Annotated in this window: 11 protein-coding genes; 8 read left to right on the top strand and 3 right to left on the bottom strand. The window is 70.9% G+C overall.

Going from position 1 to position 16,244, the window contains the following annotated elements; translation table 11 throughout:
- Window position 1 precedes the first annotated feature (1 nt).
- The gene (locus AC1DT4_RS14315; protein ID WP_477090466.1) at window positions 2-838 is read left to right on the top strand and encodes a glycosyltransferase family 2 protein; all 837 of its coding nucleotides are present in this window, start codon (window positions 2-4) and stop codon (window positions 836-838) included.
- On the opposite strand, the gene AC1DT4_RS14310 is transcribed toward AC1DT4_RS14315, so the two are convergent.
- The 3 genes from AC1DT4_RS14310 to AC1DT4_RS14300 form a co-directional block, all read right to left on the bottom strand.
- Window positions 761-2,224: an MATE family efflux transporter gene (locus AC1DT4_RS14310; protein WP_477090465.1), complete on the bottom strand. Its 1,464-nt coding sequence runs from the start codon at window positions 2,222-2,224 to the stop codon at window positions 761-763. The two genes, AC1DT4_RS14315 and AC1DT4_RS14310, sit on opposite strands and share 78 nt — an antisense overlap.
- Entirely contained in the window at window positions 2,221-3,207 is a 987-nt protein-coding gene (locus tag AC1DT4_RS14305; RefSeq protein ID WP_477090464.1) for a phosphotransferase family protein, read from the bottom strand. The genes AC1DT4_RS14310 and AC1DT4_RS14305 overlap by 4 nt, the downstream gene beginning before the upstream one ends.
- A gap of 73 nt (window positions 3,208-3,280) precedes the next feature.
- Window positions 3,281-4,312, bottom strand: a complete 1,032-nt coding sequence (locus tag AC1DT4_RS14300; protein WP_477090463.1) for a LacI family DNA-binding transcriptional regulator — start codon at window positions 4,310-4,312, stop codon at window positions 3,281-3,283.
- Window positions 4,313-4,672: 360 nt separating this feature from the next.
- Between AC1DT4_RS14300 and AC1DT4_RS14295 the strand changes: the two genes are divergently transcribed.
- The 7 genes from AC1DT4_RS14295 to AC1DT4_RS14265 all read left to right on the top strand — a co-directional run bounded on the left by AC1DT4_RS14295 (window position 4,673) and on the right by AC1DT4_RS14265 (window position 16,202).
- Window positions 4,673-5,992 (top strand): ABC transporter substrate-binding protein, encoded by a 1,320-nt coding sequence (locus AC1DT4_RS14295; RefSeq protein ID WP_477090462.1) that lies wholly within the window; start codon window positions 4,673-4,675, stop codon window positions 5,990-5,992.
- 89 nt (window positions 5,993-6,081) lie between these two features.
- Complete coding sequence (locus AC1DT4_RS14290) at window positions 6,082-7,062, top strand: carbohydrate ABC transporter permease (protein WP_477090461.1); 981 nt, start codon at window positions 6,082-6,084, stop codon at window positions 7,060-7,062.
- Window positions 7,055-7,867 carry a carbohydrate ABC transporter permease gene (locus AC1DT4_RS14285; protein WP_477090460.1) on the top strand — a complete coding sequence of 271 codons (813 nt, stop codon included), beginning with the start codon at window positions 7,055-7,057 and terminating at the stop codon, window positions 7,865-7,867. The genes AC1DT4_RS14290 and AC1DT4_RS14285 overlap by 8 nt, the downstream gene beginning before the upstream one ends.
- Complete coding sequence (lacZ, locus tag AC1DT4_RS14280; RefSeq protein WP_477090459.1) at window positions 7,864-10,872, top strand: beta-galactosidase, LacZ type; 3,009 nt, start codon at window positions 7,864-7,866, stop codon at window positions 10,870-10,872. The genes AC1DT4_RS14285 and lacZ overlap by 4 nt, the downstream gene beginning before the upstream one ends.
- A 112-nt stretch (window positions 10,873-10,984) precedes the next feature.
- A complete protein-coding gene (locus tag AC1DT4_RS14275) occupies window positions 10,985-13,108 on the top strand; it encodes a beta-galactosidase (RefSeq protein WP_477090458.1) in 2,124 nt (707 codons plus the stop codon).
- The gene (locus AC1DT4_RS14270) at window positions 13,078-15,114 is read left to right on the top strand and encodes a beta-galactosidase (RefSeq protein ID WP_477090457.1); all 2,037 of its coding nucleotides are present in this window, start codon (window positions 13,078-13,080) and stop codon (window positions 15,112-15,114) included. Before AC1DT4_RS14275 ends, AC1DT4_RS14270 begins: the two co-directional genes overlap by 31 nt.
- Before the next feature lie 50 nt (window positions 15,115-15,164).
- Complete coding sequence (locus AC1DT4_RS14265) at window positions 15,165-16,202, top strand: LacI family DNA-binding transcriptional regulator (RefSeq protein WP_477090456.1); 1,038 nt, start codon at window positions 15,165-15,167, stop codon at window positions 16,200-16,202.
- Window positions 16,203-16,244 lie beyond the last annotated feature (42 nt).

Here is a 16,244-nt window from a genome sequence, read left to right as displayed (position 1 = left end):
CGTGAGCGTGATCGTCACCGCGTTCGACCAGGGCGGCCTGGTCGCCGACGCGGTCGAGTCGGTCCTGCGCCAGACCCGCGTCCCGGAGGCCGTCATCGTGGTCGACGACGGCTCGACCGACGACGAGTCGGTCGAGGTCGTCGAGCGGCTCCAGGCGGACGCTCGCGTCAGGGTGCTGCGTCAGCCCAACCGTGGTGTGGGCGCGGCCCGGAACGCGGGGATCGCCGCCGCGGGGACCGACCTCGTGGCCGTGCTGGACGGCGACGACCGCCTCGCGCCGACGTTCCTCGAGCGGACGGCCGCGGTCCTGGAGGGCGATCCCGGTGCCCGTGCCGCCTCGTCGTGGCTGCGGACGCACGGCGTGATCGACGCGGTCGTGCGGCCCGGCGGAGGGTCGGCGGTCGACTTCCTGCACCGCAACGCCTGCCCGGCGACCGCGGTGATCCGTCGCGGCGCCTGGCGTGCATGTGGCGGCTACGACGAGGACATGCGCAGCGGGTTCGAGGACTGGGACTTCTTCCTGTCGCTCGTCGGCGACGGCGGGCACGTCACCGTCGTGCCGGAGCCGCTCATCGAGTACCGGACGGCGCCCGCCTCCGCGAACCTGCGCTCCATGGACTCCCGGCTCGAGCTCTACGGCCGGCTCGTCGACAAGCACCGCGCCGTCTTCGAGCGGCACCTGCGGGAGGTGCTGCTGGCGCTCGAAGCCCGTGCCATGGACGCCGCCGGACGGTGGGAAGACCTCGTGGCCGCGGACCGCTCACTGCCGGTCGGGGACGTCACGTACGGCGACGGCGGCATGGCCGCCGCCGTCCGGATCGCGGTCCGCCGGGGCTGACACGACCCTCCGCGCCCTTGCGCCCTGGGTGCCGGGGGCATCGAGGCGGCGCAGGACCAGGAGCGCGATGCCCGCGGAGAGGAGCTCGCCCGCGGCGAGGCCGGTCCAGGTCCCGGTGGGGCCGGTGTGGCCCAGGGCGAGCACGAGCGGGACCTTGAGCAGAAGAAGGGTCCCGACGGAGAGGACGTAGGACGGTCGTGGTCTGCCCAGGGCCTGGAAGTACGCGGAGACCAGTGGTGTGACGCCGGCCGCGGCGAACCCGATCGCCAGGATGCGCAGCGCGGCGACGGACTCGGCCTGGACGGCGGCGTCGTCGACGAAGGCGGCGGTGATGGGCTCGGCGAGCAGCGCGACCGAGCCGGCGGCGACCGTGCTGTAGACGAGGGTGGCGCGCAGCGACAGGGTCCGGGCGCGTCGGACGCGCACGGTGAGCCGGCGACCGGCGTTGTACCCGACGATCGGCTGCATCCCCTGGCTGATGCCGAGCTGCGGCATCGCGACGAACGTCTGGAGGCGGGAGCAGATCGCGAAGGCGGTGAGCACAGTGGTGGCCGCGGCCACCCGGGAGAGCGTGGTGTTCACGACCACGACGAGCAGGGTGGTGCCGAAGCCGGCGAGGAACGACGGGGCGCCGATGCCGACGAGGGTGCGGACCGTCGGGAGGTGGGGCCGCAGGTCGGACCTGCGGACGCGGTAGGGGCGGTGCCGCTGGACGAAGAAGAACCACATGCTCATGGCGGCGGAGACGGCCTGGCCGCCGACCGTTCCCAGGGCGGCTCCACGGACGCCGAGATCGAGCCCGAAGATGAGCAGCGGATCGAGGGTGATCTGGACGGCGACCGGGACGACCCAGAGCATCGTGGCGAACCGCATCCGACCCTCGGCGCGCACCAGGCTGGAGAACCCGGTCGAGACGATCGCACCGGCCAGGATGACCACGGCGTAGTCGCGTGCGTAGTCGAGGGTCGGGCCGTGGGCGCCGAGCAGCCGCAGGAGCGGCTCGAGCCCGGTCAGCCCGATCACGGTGATCAGGACGGCGCCGGCCCAGAACGCCGTGAAGGCGTTCCCGGCGGCGCGTGCGGCGGTGCCCGTGTCGCCGGCACCGAGGTGCCGCGAGACGACCGAGGCTGCCCCGACGCCGAGGGCGGTCGAGACGGCGCCCAGCGCCAGGAGCAACGGGGCGACGAGGTTGACCGCCGCCATCGCGGTCGCCCCGACGCCGCGGGCGACGAACCAGGCGTTGGTCAGGGCGTAGATCCCGTAGACCCCGACCGCGATGGTGGTCTGGGTGCAGGCGTGCCAGAGCAGCCGCCCGACCGGGCGTTCGCCCAGGGCGGTGGCGTCGAGCGTGCGCCGCGCCGGCGCGCCGCGGTCCCTGGGGGTCACGGCTCGGTGAGCAGGCGCATCACTCGATCGATCTGCCCGCGTGCCCAGTCGTACTGGGTGGGTGTGGTGTGTCCGCGGTAGACGGTCTCGATCGCCATGATCACGACCAGGTGCAGGGTGTACAGGCGCCGGCGCGTCTGCTCCCTCGGCGTGAGGCCCGCATGGCCGTAGCCGCGCATGAACGCGGTCGGGTCGCCGAAGTCGGGCAGGTCGATGGCGGCGAAGCCGGCCTCCATCAGCGGGTCCCCGTACAGGGCGCGTTCGTGGTCGATGATCGTGACGATCCTGCCGTCGCGGACCATGACGTTGGAGTCCCAGAGGTCCCACTCGACGAACCTCGGTTCGGTGACGTCGTCGAGGACGTCGGCGTGCAGCGCGACGACCTTGCGGATCTCGTCGTAGTCCCGGCCGATGTCGACGCTGCGGGCCTCCCCGTCGGCGAGGTTGGCCTCCACGATGCCGATGAACGCGGATCGCCAGGACGGGTGACCCGGGCCGGAGAGCGGTCCGAACCAGCTGCCGCGGATGGAGTTCAGCTCGCGGTTGGCGACCCCGAGCGCCTCGTTGTACGCGTCGCGCTGCTCGGTGCTCAGGTCCTTGGTGATGATGCCGAAGTTGTCGGCGTCGACGAACGGCATGAAGAAGTAGTCGGCGTCCACGAGCTCGTGGCTCAGGTCGGCGTGGTCGACCTGCGGGACCGGGACGTCGGTGCGTTCCGCGATCAGCGCCAGCGAGTCGAGCTCGATGCGCATCGCGCCGCGCTCCGCAGTCATCACCGGCACGTCCCGCGGCGGCGCGATCTTCACGACGACGGCCCGGCCGTCGCGCAGCCGGATCCGGTACGCGACGTTGAACCAGCCGTGCCCCAGCTCCTCGAGCCAGGTGCCCGGCTCGCCCGTGGGCACCTGCTCGGCGCCGTAGGCGCGCTCGACCATCGCACGCAGCGTCGCGGGCGTCTGGCGGTTCTTCGTGATGCTCTCCATCGAGTCCTCATCGCGGTGCGGCGGGCTGCGGCCCTAGTGGTGTGGTCGTCCGGGGTCCCGACGAGTCGGAGGGTCAGCGCGGAGGGGGTCCGGTGCTCGCCCGGACGATGAGCTCCGTAGGCACGACCGTCAGGGCCGGCGGTGGTACGGACCGTGACCGGAGCTGACCGACGACGAGGGTGATGAGTGCGCGGCCGATGGCGTGGAAGTCCTGCCGGACGGTCGTGAGGGGCGGCGAGGTCCAGCCGGCGACGGCGATGTCGTCGAAGCCCACCACGGACACGTCGTCGGGCACGCGGCGGCCCGCCTCGTGCAGCGCCCGCACGAGGCCGAGCGCCATCTCGTCGTTGGCGCAGAACACGGCGGTGACGTCGGGGTCGGCCGCCAGCCGCAGCCCCGCCGCGTAGCCGTCGTGCGCGCTCCAGTCTCCGTACACCGGCTCGGGTGGACGGATCCCGGCTTCCAGCAGGCACCGGCGCCACGTGCCGCTGCGCACCAGGGCGTGCTCCGAGTCCCGGGGGCCTGCGAGATGGTGCACGGTGCGGTGTCCCAGGCCCAGCAGGTGGCGCATCGCATCCTCGCTGCCCTGAACCTGGTCGGCGGTGACGGTGGGGTAGTGGCCCGCGAACTTGGAGAAGGACACCGCGACGGGCATGCCCGCGGGGAGCGCGAGCGTCGCCGGCGACGCCTGCTCGGCCCGCATGATGACGAGGCCGTCGATGGCCTGGTGCGAGATGCGGTGCGCCGCGCTGTCCCAGCTCTCCCGAGCAGGGTTGCGCACGTGCAGGAGCGTGACCGAGTAGTCCTCGAGCGCGGCGGCCTCGACGAGGGCCTCGGCGGTGAGGGCCTCGCCGGTGCGCTGGAAGCCGGTCGAGAGCACCCCGATGGCGCCGAAGGTGCCGTTCCGCAGCGCCTGGGCCGCCCGGTTCGGCGAGTACCCGAGCTGGTCCATCGCGTGCACGACCTTCGCGCGGGTGCTCGGTCGGACCGAGTCGGCACCGGTCGAGACGCGCGAGACCGTTTGCGGCGAGACGCCGGCAAGCCGGGCGACGTCGCCGATCGAGGGGCCCGAACGGCGGCGGCCGGGCGCTGGCGCGGTTGTCATGGCGAGATGCTAGTGGTACGGAGCGATGGTGACGTCACCACATGCTCCAGCGAGGGCAAAATGCGTGTCTTTCCGTTACCAAACCGTCGCCGACGGAACCGGAACCCGCTGCTATGGTGACGTCACCAAATGCCAGAGAAGGTCGAGCGAACGCCCGCTTCGCTCGTGGTCGGAGTGGACCAGACCCCTGTGGCTTGGCGCTGGTAACCGCCTCACCACAGCACGGCGCACGACCTCACAACAGCACTGTCGACCTATCCCGCTCGACCGCCGCGACGTTGCGCCGGGGGAGTCGGGGCCGGCGACGCGGCGAGAGCCGGCACCGGTCAAGGACGACCAACAGCACGAAGGGATCACCCGATGAAGAAGACACGCACGCTCGGCGCGCTGGGCGCAGTCCTGTCGCTGAGCCTCGCACTCGCCGCTTGCAGCGGTGGAGACGGCGGCTCAGGCGGGGATGAGACGACTGGCGCGAGCGGTGGCACCGGCGACAACACCCTCACGGTCTGGGCCTGGGACCCGGCGTTCAACATCTACGCCCTCAAGGAGGCCGAGAAGGTCTACCAGGCTGACCACCCGGACTTCAAGCTCGACATCGTCGAGACGCCGTGGGACGACCTGCAGACCAAGCTGACCACGCTGGCCCAGTCGGGCGAGACCGACCAGCTGCCCGACATCTTCCTCATGCAGAACAACGCGTTCCAGAAGAACGTGATCAACTACCCGGACATCTTCGCGAACTTCGCCGACTCCAAGGTGGACTTCAGCGAGTTCCCCGATTCCGTGGTGGCGTACTCCACGGTCGACGACACGAACTACGGCGTGCCGTTCGACAACGGGACCGCCATCGGCGCGTACCGGACGGACCTCCTCGAGGCGGCCGGCTACACGATCGACGACTTCACGGACATCACGTGGGACCAGTTCCTCACCCTCGGCAAGGACGTGCTGGCGAAGACGGGCAAGCCGCTGCTCACCGGCCAGGCCAACTCGGCCGACACGATCATGATGATGCTGCAGAGCGCCGGCGCGAGCCTGTTCGACGACGAGGGCAACCCGACCATCACCGACAACGACGCGCTGCTGGCCGCCATCGACATGTACGGGCAGCTGGTCAAGTCCGGCGTCTTCGTCGAGGTGAACTCGTGGGACGAGTACATCAACACGATCGTGAACTCGAACACGGCCGGCGTCGTCAACGGCGTGTGGATCTCCGGCTCCATCCAGTCGGCCGCGGACCAGTCCGGCAAGTGGGCCGTCACCAACGTCCCGAAGCTCGACGGCGTCGACGGCGCGACGAACTACACCGCCAACGGTGGCTCGTCCTGGGCGATCACCCCGAACGGCAACGAGGCGCTCGCCAGCGACTTCCTCGACGCGACGTTCGCCGGCTCGACCGAGTTCTACGACACGATCCTCCCGAAGTCCGGCGCTCTCGCCAACTGGCTCCCGGCCGGTAAGTCGGACGTCTACAACGAGCCGCAGGCATTCTTCGGCGGGCAGCCGATCTACGCCGACGTCCTGAAGTTCGCCGCGGAGGTGCCCAGCAACAACACGGGTGCGTACTACTACGAGGGTCGCGACGCCGTGAGCGTCGCCATCACCAACATCCTCAACGGCGCGGACCCGAAGGCCGAGCTCGACCAGGCGCAGCAGACCGTCGAGTTCGCCATGGGGTGACCTCAGGGCGGGCGGCGGAGGCCAGCACACGTCTCCGCCGCCCGCTTCTGTGCCCCGTCCGTCGTCAGCGAAGAAGAGGTGAGCCGCTCGTGTCCGCTCCCACCGCACCGACCGAGGGCCGCGCGCCCAGCGCGCCCCCTCCCGGGACGAAGAAGTCCCGTCCGGCAAGGCCGCCCAAGGCGGCACCTCTGTCAGCGATACAGCGCCGCCGCAGCCTGACCGGGTGGACGTTCATCATCCCCGCCGCGGCCATCATCGTGCTGGTCAACTTCTGGCCGATGATCCAGGCGCTCTTCCTGTCGATGAAGACGGGACGCGGGACCAAGCTGACCTGGGCAGAGCCACTGTGGTTGAACTACCAGCGGCTGTTCCAGGACGACCAGTTCCGGCTGACGCTGAGCACCACGTTCATCTACCTGATCATCCAGGTCCCGATCATGCTCCTGCTCGCGATGCTGCTGGCGAACCTGCTCAACGCGCCGTGGTTGCGATGGAAGGCATTCTTCCGGACGGCCATCTTCCTGCCCTGCGCGGTGGGCCTCGTGTCGTACTCGCTGGTGTTCCGGCAGATCTTCGCGACGGACGGCCTCGCCAACGACCTGCTCACGCAGTTCGGGATACTCGACTCTCCCGTCAACTGGCTCGGCCAGACGGGCACGGCCCGGATGGTGATCATCCTCGGCCTGCTGTGGCGGTGGACCGGCTACAACATGATCTTCTTCCTGGCCGCCCTCCAGAACATCGACAGGTCGACCCTCGAGGCCGCCCGCGTCGACGGCGCGAACGGGTTCAAGACCTTCTGGTACGTGACCATGCCGCAGCTCAAGCCCATCATCCTGCTCTGCGCGATCCTCTCGACCAACGGGACGCTCCAGATGTTCGACGAGTCGTTCAACCTGACGGCGGGTGGCCCGGGCAACACGACGATGTCGGTGTCGCACTACCTGTACAACGTGTCGTTCCGCAACAGCCCGAACTTCGGGTACGCGGCCGCCATCTCCTACGCGATCCTCGTCATCGTGGCCATCCTGGCCGCCATTCAGCTGAAGGTGGGCGACAAGCGTGACTAGGACAACCCTTCGCCGGATTCCCGCATACCTGTTCCTGTCGGTCGCCGTCATCCTGTCGGTCTTCCCGCTCTACTTCATGACCGTGTCGGCGACGAACACGAGCAACGAGGTCCTCGCGTCCAAGCTGCTGCCGGGCGGCCACCTCCTCGACAACTTCAAGGCGCTCGTCGACGCCCAGCCCCTGGGGACGGCGGCCTACCACTCGGCTGTCAACGCCGTCGCGACGACCCTGCTCGCCCTGATCCTGTGCTCGATCGCGGGGTATGCGTTCGAGATCTACCACTCGCGGGCGAAGGACGCCGTCATGGGCCTCCTGCTCCTGGCGATCATGATCCCGTTCGCGGCGACGATGATCCCGTTGTTCCGCCTCTTCGCGCAGCTGGGACTGGTGAACTCGACGGTCGCGGTCATCCTGCCCCTCATCGCGACGCCGTTCCTGATCCTGCTGTTCCGGCAGGCCTCGCGAACGTTCCCGCACGAGATCATCGAGGCGGCGCGCCTCGACGGGCTGGGCGAGGTGAGCATCTTCGCTCGCATCTACCTGCCGACGATGAAGCCCACCCTTGCTGCCGCGGGTGTCATCACCTTCCTGTTCTCGTGGAACAACTTCCTGTGGCCGAAGGTGATCCTGGTCGACAACGCGTACCAGACCTTGCCGATGCTGCTCTCGAACATGCGCGCCGGGTACGTCACCGACTACGGGAGCCTCATGCTCGCCGTGTTCATCGTCTCGGTGCCGACGGTGGTCGTGTTCCTCCTGCTGCAGCGCAGCTTTGCCGAGGGCGTCACGGGGGCCATCAAGTGACCTTCGACCTCGACAGGATCGCCGACCCCGAGTACGTCAAGGAGAACCGGCTCGACGCGCACTCCGACCACCGGTGGTTCGCCTCCTCGCAGGAGGCGGCGACCGGGACGAGCTCCTTCGAGCAGTCCCTCAACGGGCTGTGGAAGCTGCACTACGCGAAGAGCCCCGCCCTCGTCGTCCCCGGCTTCGAGCGGGTGGACGTCGACGACTCCGGCTGGGACGACGTGCCGGTGCCGGCCCACGTGCAGCTGCTCGGCTACGACCGTCCGCAGTACACCAACGTGCAGTACCCGTGGGACGGCTACGAGCAGCTCGAGCCCGGGCAGGTGCCGCAGCGGTACAACCCCGTGGCGACGTACCGGCGGACGTTCGCCCTCGAGCACCCGCTCGAGCCCGGCGAGCGGCTGAGCGTGAGCTTCCACGGTGCCGAGAGCGCGGTCGCGGTCTGGCTGAACGGCGCCTACGTGGGCTACGGGACGGACTCCTTCACGCCGTCGGAGTTCGACCTCACCGACGCCCTGGTCGACGGTGACAACGTCATCGTGGCGCAGGTGGTCCGGTGGAGCGCCGGGTCGTGGGTCGAGGACCAGGACTTCTTCAGGTTCTCAGGCCTGTTCCGGGACGTCGTCCTGTACCGCCGGCCGAGCGTGCACGTCGAGGACGTCCGGGTGGTGACCGACGTCGCCGACGACCTCTCCGAGGCGACGGTGCGCGTCCGCGTCGCGCTGGCCGGTGACGGCAGGGTGGACGCCAGGGTCGGCGGTGCCGGACAGCTCCTCGGGGACGACGAGCTCGTGGTCCGCATCGAGAGCCCGCGGCTGTGGAGCGCGGAAGATCCCCACCGGTACGACCTCACGCTCGACGTGTACGACGCGTCGGGCCGGCTGTCCGAGCACGTCCCCGTGCAGGTGGGTGTGCGACGGTTCGGCATCGAGGACGGCCTGCTGAAGGTCAACGGGTCGCGCGTCGTGTTCAACGGGGTCAACCGGCACGAGTTCGGCCTCCAGGGTCGTGTGATGACCCGCGAGCAGACCGAGGCCGACATCCAGCTGATGAAGCGGCTCAACATCAATGCCGTGCGGACCAGCCACTACCCGAACAACTCGTTCTTCTACGAGCTGTGCGACGAGTACGGCCTGTACGTCATCGACGAGATGAATCTCGAGTCGCACGGGATGTGGGACCGGATCAGGTTCGCTGGGGCGGGGGTCGAGGAGGCGCTGCCCGGGGATCGTCCCGAGTGGCTGCCCACTCTGCTCGACCGCGCGGAGAGCATGCTCGAGCGGGACAAGAACCACCCGAGCGTCGTCATGTGGTCGTGCGGCAACGAGTCGTTCGGCGGGACGAACATCCTGGAGGTCGCGGAGTACTTCCGTCGCGCGGACTCCCGGCCGGTGCACTACGAAGGCGTCCACTGGGACCCGCGGCACCCGCAGACGACCGACGTCGTCTCGCGGATGTACGCGCCGGCGGCCGAGATCGAGGAGTTCCTCGCCACGCACCGGGACAAGCCCTACGTGCTGTGCGAGTACGCCCACTCGATGGGCAACTCGTTCGGGGCGGTCCACAAGTACGTCGACCTCGCCTATCGCGAGCCGCTGTTCCAGGGGGGCTTCATCTGGGACTTCGCCGACCAGGCACTTCGGCGGACCGACCCCGACGGCCGCGAGTACTTCGGCTACGGCGGGGACTTCGGGGACGCGCCGCACGACCGGGACTTCAGCGGCAACGGCATCGTCTTCGCCGATCGCACGCTCAAGCCGCTCACCCAGGAGGTGCGGTACCTCTACCAGGGCTACCGGCTGTCGGTGGGCAGCGACAAGGTCACGGTCGAGAACCGTCACCTCGCCACCCCGTCGTCGGTGCACGAGTGCGTCGTGACCCTCGCCCGGGAGGGCCGGGTGCTCCAGGAGGAGGTGCTCGAGACGGCCGTCGCCCCGGGGGCGTCGCAGATCTACGCGCTCCCCGTCACGGCGCCGACCGCGCCCGGGGAGTACACCGTCGACGTCTCCTTCCGGCTGCGGCGCACCACGCGCTGGGCGTCGGCCGGGTACGAGGTGGCCCACGAGCAGGCGGTCGTGGTCGTCCCGGCCCCGGCCTCGTCGCCGGCTCGCCGGCCCGCCGCACCCGAGGTCGTCCACGGCATCCACAACGTGGGCGTGCGGGGGCGGCACTTCACCACGCTGTTCTCGCGACTGCACGGGGGACTGGTCTCGTACCGCTACGGCCTGACACCGGACGGCGGCCGCGAGCTGCTGCGCTCGGTGCCCCAGCCGAGCTTCTGGCACGCACCCACCTCCAACGAGCACGGGTGGGGCGGCCCCGCGCAGGACGGCGCGTGGCTCGTCGCCAGCCGGTACGCGACGGCCGTCCGAGGCCCCGAGGAGCCCGCGGTCGAGCAGACGGACGCCGGCGTTCGCCTGCGCTTCCGGTACGAGCTGCCCGCACACGCGGGGGAGTGCGACCTCTCCTACCTCGTGGACGGTGACGGTCGCGTCGAGGTGACCCTCACGGTGAGACCCGGCGCCGGGTTGTCGGACATGCCGGAGCTCGCGCTCCTCATGACGACCGACCCCGCGTTCCGCCACCTGCGCTGGTACGGGGACGGGCCCGAGGAGTCCTACGTCGACCGTCGCGCAGGCGCGCGGCTGGGCGTGTGGGGGGCCGACGTCCGTACCTCGCTCACGCCCTACCTGCGTCCGCAGGAGGCGGGTAGCCGGACGGGCGTGCGTTGGGCGACCGTCACGGACGAGCAGGGTGCCGGCCTGCGGTTGGAGTCGGAGCAGGGCATGGAGCTGTCGGCCCTGCCGTGGACGCCGTTCGAGATCGAGAACGCCGCGCACCACACCGAGCTTCCGCCGATCTACCAGACGGTCCTGCGGCCGGCGCTCCAGCGGCGTGGGGTCGGTGGCGACGACTCCTGGGGTGCACAGACCCATGCCGAGTACCGACTGCCCACGGAGACCGAGCTGACGTTCCGGTTCGCCTTCCGGGGGCTCCTCTAGGCCGGGCCCGGACACAGGCGGACGGGACGTCGCCGACGGGAGCGCACGCGCTCCTGTCGGCGACCGGTTCACCGCGGCCGGGCGCAGTTTTCACCACCACGGAGAGACCACCATGGCTGTGCAGCACGACCGAGTGCGCTTCGGCGCGGCGTACTACTACGAGTACGCAGGCCCGGGTCAGGACCCGAAGCCCGAGACGCTCGAGCGCGACCTCGACCTCATGCAGGCCGCCGCGTTCTCGGTGATCCGGGTGGGGGAGTCGGTCTGGTCCACGTGGGAGCCGGACGAGGGCAGGTTCGAGCTGGACTGGCTCGAGCCCGTCCTCGATGCGGCGCGGGCCCGGGGGATCGACGTGGTGATCGGCACGCCGACCTACGCGCTGCCCCTGTGGATGGTCCGGCGCTACCCCGAGGTCGCCGGGGAGGACCGCACGGGCAGCCCGATGGGCTGGGGCGCCCGGCAGGAGGCCGACTTCACGCACCCCGTGTTCCGGCTCTACGCCGACCGGATCCTGCGCAAGATCGTCGAGCGCTACCGGGACCACCCCGCCGTGATCGGCTTCCAGGTGGACAACGAGCCCGGCCTGCACCTCCTGCACAACCACGGCGTGTTCCAGCGGTTCGTCGACCACCTCCGGCACACGTACGGCGACGTCGAGACCCTGAACCGGGAGTGGGGGCTGGTCTACTGGTCGCACCGGCTGTCGTCGTGGGCGGACCTGTGGACGCCGGACGGCAACGCCCAGCCGCAGTACGACCTCGCCTGGCGCGAGTTCCAGGCGACCCTGACCACCGAGATGATCGAGTGGCAGGCCCGTGCGGTCCGCGAGCTCGCCCGGCCGGACCAGTTCGTCACCACCTGCATCGCCTACGAGCGCCCGGCCCTCGACGACGCCGATCTCGCCGCCGTCCTCGACGTCACGAGCGGGAACCCCTACTACCGCATGCAGGACGGGCTCGCGCACCCCAGCGCAGCCGTGGTGCCGCAGTACTGGACGACCAACGGCACGTGGACGCTGTTCCAGTCGGGCGACACGATGTTCTCCAGCCGTGGTGAGCCGTTCCTGGTGACCGAGACGGATGCCCAGGCGATCGGTGGCCCGAGCTCGAACTACCCGGCCTATCCGGGCCAGTGGCGTCAGGCAGCCTGGGCGCTGGTCGCGCGCGGAGCACGAATGGTCGAGTACTGGCACTGGCACACGCTGCACTACGGCACCGAGACGTACTGGGGTGGCGTCCTGCCGCACAGCGGGCGCCCGGGTCGGGCGTACGACGAGCTCGCCCGCCTCGGTGGTGAGCTCGCCCAGGCGGGCGGCGCGATCGCCGACGCGACACCCGACGCCGACATCGCGATCCTGTCCTCGACGAAGGCGCGGTTCGCGCTCGCCGCGCAGCCACCGCTGCAGCTCGCCGACGGCTCCGGGGACCGCAACAGCTACGCCCGGATCGTCGCGTCCTTCTACCGCGGCGCGTTCGATGCCGGCCTCCAGGTGCGCCTGGTGCGCCCGCGCCACCTCTTCGACGAGGAGCCGGCGGACGCCGCCCGCACGCACCCGGTCCTCGTGGCGGCGGGCTACTACCCGGCCTCCGACCGCGACCTCGACTGGCTCCGCCGGTACGCCGAGGCCGGCGGGCACCTGGTCGTCGGGCCACGGACCGGGTACGCGGACGACGAGGCACGCGCGCGGGCCGAGGACCAGCCCGCGCGCCTCTCCGGGCCGGCCGGGGCCTGGTACGACGAGTTCTCGAACCTCGACGCGCCGGTCCCGGTGCGCGGGTCCGCCGCGTTCCCGCTCGACGAGGGCGCCGCGGCGACCGCCTGGGCCGAGTGCCTCGTCGCGGACGGCGCCGCCGTCCTCGCCACGTACGACGACCCGCACCTGGGAGCCTGGGCGGCCGTGACCACGCGGGCGTACGGCGCCGGTCGGGTGACGGTCGTCGGCACCGTGCCGGACCTGACGCTCGCCCGCAGCCTCGCCCACTGGCTGGTACCGACCCCGCTCGCCGGCTGGTCCGACCTGCCACCGAGCATCACCGTCCACAGCTCGACCCGACCCGACGGCGCGCGCGTGCACGTCGTTCACAACTGGTCCTGGGAGGCCATCGTGGTAACCGTTCCTACCGACCTCGACGTCATCGCGGCGCCGCACGGGTCCTGGCCGACCCCGGCCCGGTTCACCGCGGGCGACACCGTCACGCTCGGTGCGTGGGACGTGCTCGTGGCGGTGGCCTGGTGAGCGCGCGCTGGACCGGCCCGTGGCCCACCGAGGGCATCGCGTTCGGAGCCGACTACAACCCGGAGCAGTGGCCGGAGGAGGTCTGGGCCGAGGACGTCGCGCTCATGCGTGAGGCCGGCGTGTCGCTGGTGAGCGTCGGGATCTTCTCCTGGGGCGAGCTCGAGCCCGAGGAGGGACGGTTCGAGTTCGGCTGGCTCGACCGGATCCTGGACCTGCTGCACGAGGCCGGGATCGGGGTGGACCTGGCGACGCCCAGCGCGGCCCCGCCGGTCTGGCTGCACCTGAAGCACCCGGAGATGCTGCCGGTGGACGCCGACGGCCTGCGGTTCACGCACGGCAGCCGCGAGTCGTGGTGCGTGAGCTCGCCGGTCATCCGGCACCACGCCACGCGGATCGCCCGGGTGGTCGCCGAGCGGTACGGCCACCATCCCGCGGTGAAGATGTGGCACGTCTCCAACGAGCTCGCCTGCCACAACGGGCGCTGCTACTGCGACGTGTCCGCCGCCGCGTTCCGCGACTGGCTGGGCAAGGAGTACGCGGACATCGACGCGCTCAACCTGGAGTGGGGCACCGCGTTCTGGGGACAGCGCTACTCGTCCTTCGAGCAGATCCTGCCGCCCCGACGCTCCACCACGATCCCCAACCCGGGGCAGCGGCTCGCGTTCGAGCGGTTCTCCTCCGACGCGTTCGTCGCGCACCTCGAGGCCGAGGCGGCGGTGCTGCGCGAGGTGACGCCGCACCTGCCGGTCACCACCAACTACATGGTCATGGGCGACTTCCACCAGATCGACTACACGCAGACCACGCCGTTGGTCGACATCGTGTCCAACGACCACTACCTCTGGGGCGAGGACCCGCGCGGGTGGGCGGAGCTCGCCTTCAGCGCCGACCGGACGCGCGGGCTGGCCGGGGGCCACCCCTGGATCCTCATGGAGCACTCCACGAGCGCGGTGAACTGGCAGCCGCGCAACATCGCCAAGGAGCCCGGGCAGATGCTGCGCAACGCGCTGCAGCACGTCGCCCGGGGCTCGGACGGGGTGCTCTTCTTCCAGTGGCGGCAGTCCCGCGCCGGTGCCGAGAAGTACCACTCCGGGCTGGTTCCGCACGCCGGGCGCGACTCTGCGCTGTTCCGGGACGTCGTCGACCTGGGGGCCACCCTGGGCCGGCTCGCCGAGGTGGCCGGGAGCACGGTCGACCGGGCGCGCGTGGCCCTGCTCTGGGACACGCCGGCGTGGTGGGCCTCGGAGCTCGAGGCCCATCCCACCATCGACCTGCGCTACCTCGACCTCGCCAAGCGCATGCACGGCGTGCTGCTCGACGCGGGTGTCGCGGTGGACGTCCTGCCCGCCGCGTCGCCGCTCGACGGCTACGACGTCGTGCTGGTGCCCACGCTCTATCTCGCGCCGCAGGACCTGTCGGACCGGCTGACCGAGGTCGTGGCTCGCGGCGGACAGGTGCTCGTCTCGTACTTCTCGGGCATCGTCGACGGCTCCGACCGGGTCATCCTGGGCGGGTACCCCGGGGCGTTCCGAGACCTGCTGGGGGTGCGCGTGGAGGAGTTCGCGCCGTTGGCGGCCGAGCGGACCACCACGCTGAGCGACGGGAGCACCGGGGAGGTCTGGACCGAGCGGATGACGGTGACCGGCGCTGAGGTCGTGGCGACCTATGTCGACGGACCGTCGGCGGGCGGCCCGGCGGTCACGCGCCGAGACACGCGGTCGGGCGGTGCCGCGTGGTACCTGTCGACCCGCCTCGACGACCCGGCCCTCACCGCTCTGCTCGGACGCGTGCTCGCGGCGTCCGGCGTGTCGTCCCTCGTCCCGTCGCCGGGTGGCTTGGAGGTCGTCCGCCGGACGAGCGCCACCGGAAGCTGGCTGTTCGCGGTCAACCACACCGGCACCGACATCCCTCTGCAGGTCTCCGGGCACGACCTCGTGGCTGACCGACGGCACGAGGCGGGTGCGGGCGTCCCGGCACTGGGCGTGGTGGTGGTCCGAGAAGACTGAGCCGCGGTCACGGCCTGATGTGTGATCCCGTTCCCCTAGAGTCTCGTGCGATGGGACCGACCGCGCCGCGCAAGCGCCCGACGATCCGTGACGTCGCGGCTGCGGCTGGCGTGTCCCGGGGCACGGTCTCGCGCGTCATCAACGGTGGGCACTGGGTGTCCCCGGAGTCGCTCGCGGCCGTCGAGGAGGCGATCCGGACCACCGGCTACTCCGCCAACCTGCACGCACGCAGCCTGGTCACCGGACGGTCGAACTCGGTGGCGTTCCTGCTCACCGAACCTCAGCACCTGCTCTTCGAGGACCCGAACTTCTCGATCCTCCTGCGCGGGGCCGCCCAGGCGCTGGCCGCACGCCGCATGCCGCTCGTGCTCATGGTTGCGGGCACCCCCGACGAGCAGAAGCAGGTCTCGTCCTACGTGGGTGCCGGCCACGTCGACGGCGTCCTCGCGATCTCGTCGCACAGCGGCAACTCCCTGCTCGACGCGCTGGTGCGGCAGGGCATCCCGATGATCTCCTGCGGCATCCCGCTCGGCTTCGAGGGCAGCCTCGGCTACGTCGCCGCCGACGACCTCGGCGGCGGGCGGCGGATGACGCGGCACCTGCTCGACGTCGGCCGCACCAGGATCGCGACGATCACTGGCCCCCTCGACACCCCCGGGGGCAGGCTCCGGCTCGAGGGCTACCGCGACGAGCTCGGGTCGCTCTACGACGAGTCGCTCGTGGCGCACGGCGACTACTCCCGCGACGGTGGCGCGGCGGGGATGCGGACGCTCCTCGAGCGCCGACCCGACCTCGACGCGGTCTTCGTGGGCTCCGACCTGATGGCCGCGGGCGCCCTGCAGGTGCTCCGCGAGGCCGGCAGACGCGTCCCGCAGGACGTCGCGGTCGGAGGCTTCGACGACGCCGGGCTCGCAGCGACGCTCGACCCGCCGCTCACCACCATGCGGCAGCCGCTCGAACGGATCGCCGGCGAGATGGTGCGCCTGCTGGTCGAGCTGATCGAGGGCGGGGAACCGGCCGCCGTCACGCTGCCGACCTCGCTCGTCGTGCGCGCGAGCACCGTAGTGGTCCCTGTGACCCGTTCCTGACGAGCCGGTCCCAGCCGCTCCCTCACGCGTGTCGACGTCCGC

Source organism: Cellulomonas sp. P4_D11 (genome assembly GCF_056401915.1).
Note: the sequence above shows the minus strand (reverse complement) of the source record. Positions and strands in the feature narration are given on the sequence as shown.

Excerpts from the sequence above, each read along its gene's own strand:
- AC1DT4_RS14305 (WP_477090464.1), bottom strand. The coding sequence starts at position 3,207 with ATGGAGAGCATCACGAAGAACCGCCAGACGCCCGCGACGCTGCGTGCG.
- AC1DT4_RS14300 (WP_477090463.1), bottom strand. The coding sequence starts at position 4,312 with ATGACAACCGCGCCAGCGCCCGGCCGCCGCCGTTCGGGCCCCTCGATC.
- AC1DT4_RS14295 (WP_477090462.1), top strand. The coding sequence starts at position 4,673 with ATGAAGAAGACACGCACGCTCGGCGCGCTGGGCGCAGTCCTGTCGCTG.
- AC1DT4_RS14275 (WP_477090458.1), top strand. The coding sequence starts at position 10,985 with ATGGCTGTGCAGCACGACCGAGTGCGCTTCGGCGCGGCGTACTACTAC.
- AC1DT4_RS14265 (WP_477090456.1), top strand. The coding sequence starts at position 15,165 with ATGGGACCGACCGCGCCGCGCAAGCGCCCGACGATCCGTGACGTCGCG.